Below are 2,011 nucleotides of genomic sequence, written 5' to 3'. Positions count from 1 at the left end.
CAGCTTGACGATTACGGGTGTGCCCGCTGTCTCGATCTTCTCGTAGGCGTTTTCAAGGTCATGGGTCAGAACCTTCGGGTCGTAGACGTAGCTCACCACCGTGGCGTTGCGGGTGGACGTCGTGAAACCGCGCCGATCCTGAATGTCGATGACGTCGACGGCCTTTCGGTCGTCGGCCCAGGCCTTGATATATCCCTTTGACACCATGTGACCGCGCTTGACTGCCATCGTCAGCCCCCCTCAGCTCAACCGTAGCTGCATCCGGATACTCCGAAAACGATCGGAACTAAGCATCGTCCCAGTTCGGGGCAGCGCCCTGTGACTGTTTCGTGCTCACAACGTATCTCGGTCGCGCTCCCCAGTCAGTGGGCATCTGGGAGGCTAGCTTTGTAACTGTTGCGCTGCGCGCGATCAGATGCCACTGAATTGCGATACCAGCGCCAGCCGCGCCAGCGATCGTCAATCGCCCACCATGGGAGTGGCAGTCTGGCACCGAAGCGCGATGCCGCAATCGAGTGCCGATTCTTGTAGCGTTTGCGCAGCTGCCAAAGCGGAATGGCCACAGGATCATTCTTGCGCGCATACCGCCAACGCGACCATCGAATGTCCACCGCCCACCAGACCGGCGGATAGCGTTCAATGTCTCTGTAAGAGTGGTCGGCCCACCGGTAGTGCCAGTGCGCCCGCCCCGCCCACCAAGGCAAGTCTTCACGTTCGAGTTCGTGGGGAATCCTCCATGGCGCGAACCACCGAAGAGGTTTTAGTTGCACCAAGCGCCCGAGGGTCGTTCGGTTCCATCGTGTACCACGTGCATCTGTGAATACAGCTTCTACACCCGGCTTGAGGCCAGCAGGATCCCAGAAGGCAGTTCTTTCCTCCATCTCTGGGCCAGGGGGCAGGTCATACTTTTCGCCCGGCTCTAAGCGCGCCCGGCTTCCCCCAAGGCTCATACGAAAGAACTTGATCGGCCTCAACGCCACCTTGACGTCGTAAATTGTCTCGTCGGTCCCGTTCTCCAAAGATCCCAGCGGTGAAGCAGTTTCGATGATCTTCGACGCATCCTCGCCACGAGCTGCTGCCGCCGCTCTTTCCTCCTCTCGGTAAGCGATCGGATCGAAATTGGGGTCTTCCATGCGTTTGAACATCACCCATTGGGGTTCGCCCCAGTTGAGGACTGCACGAACTCCTTTTACCTCGGACCGACGTCGCTCGACCGATTCGTATCTCAGGGTCATGAGGGCTGCAAACAGCGCACCGACAGTGCCGACAGCCGCGAAGACACTCCCAATTGCCGTAACGGTGGCGAGCGTTTGAGTATCCATTCCGTCAGTCTCGTGCATGCGCGACGACGCGGCGGACCGCCAGAAACGATCGTTATTGAGCAGGTCGCGAAGGCGATATCCCTCCCGGGGAATTCCGCCGTGGCATTGTGCTCGAAACTCATTGCCGAAATCAAAACGCGGCCGAGGGGCAGAGTCTGCCTATCTGGGGTACACCCCAGCTGGACATCAGGTCAGGGAGCAGGGCTGCCGTCAGATAACGTCGGTTTCTTCATTCCTTTACACTCCCTGGTAAGGCTCTTGGAAGTGGCCTGACACTGACGCGATTGGACGGTGGCGGGGAGGCCCGGGTGAAATTCTCCCGCAACCCGATTCGGAGCTTTCCTTGCACAGAGTGGCTCTTCTGTCGGCATCGCCATCGATTGAGGTGCTTGTAGGGGATTCGGCAGATTTGGCAGGGAGGCCAGGGGCCGCTCTAAGCGTCGATAGGTCTGACTACTTGCACTCGGAAGGCACGTCATCGACGTCGCGATGCCAATGTCCTGTCTCGTCAACTCGGAGTCCGTACCCGTCGAGCACCTGCTGGATCTCGTAGAGCTTGTTGCCTTCACGGTAGGGCGAGAGCAGCTCGTCGCCTCGGCCGGTTATGTGGATCGCCAGTAGGCGCACAATCATCTGATTGACCTCGCTTACGACATAGGACTCGTCGTGGTCAGGGAACTCACCCCGGT

At 59.1% G+C, this 2,011-nt stretch carries 3 protein-coding genes; all 3 read right to left on the bottom strand.

What is annotated here, in order from left to right; genetic code table 11:
- Positions 1–228 (bottom strand): DUF4238 domain-containing protein (locus tag JF66_RS20340; RefSeq protein ID WP_156109972.1); only part of this gene is annotated, 228 nt, incomplete at its 3' end.
- Positions 229–362: 134 nt separating this feature from the next.
- The gene (locus JF66_RS23365) at positions 363–1,322 is read right to left on the bottom strand and encodes a hypothetical protein (RefSeq protein ID WP_156109971.1); all 960 of its coding nucleotides are present in this window, start codon (positions 1,320–1,322) and stop codon (positions 363–365) included.
- A gap of 453 nt (positions 1,323–1,775) precedes the next feature.
- Positions 1,776–2,011 (bottom strand): hypothetical protein (locus JF66_RS23965; protein ID WP_035880738.1); only part of this gene is annotated, 236 nt, incomplete at its 5' end.

This window comes from Cryobacterium sp. MLB-32 (assembly GCF_000738085.1).
Classification (GTDB): Bacteria; Actinomycetota; Actinomycetes; order Actinomycetales; family Microbacteriaceae; genus Cryobacterium.
Note: the sequence above shows the minus strand (reverse complement) of the source record. Positions and strands in the feature narration are given on the sequence as shown.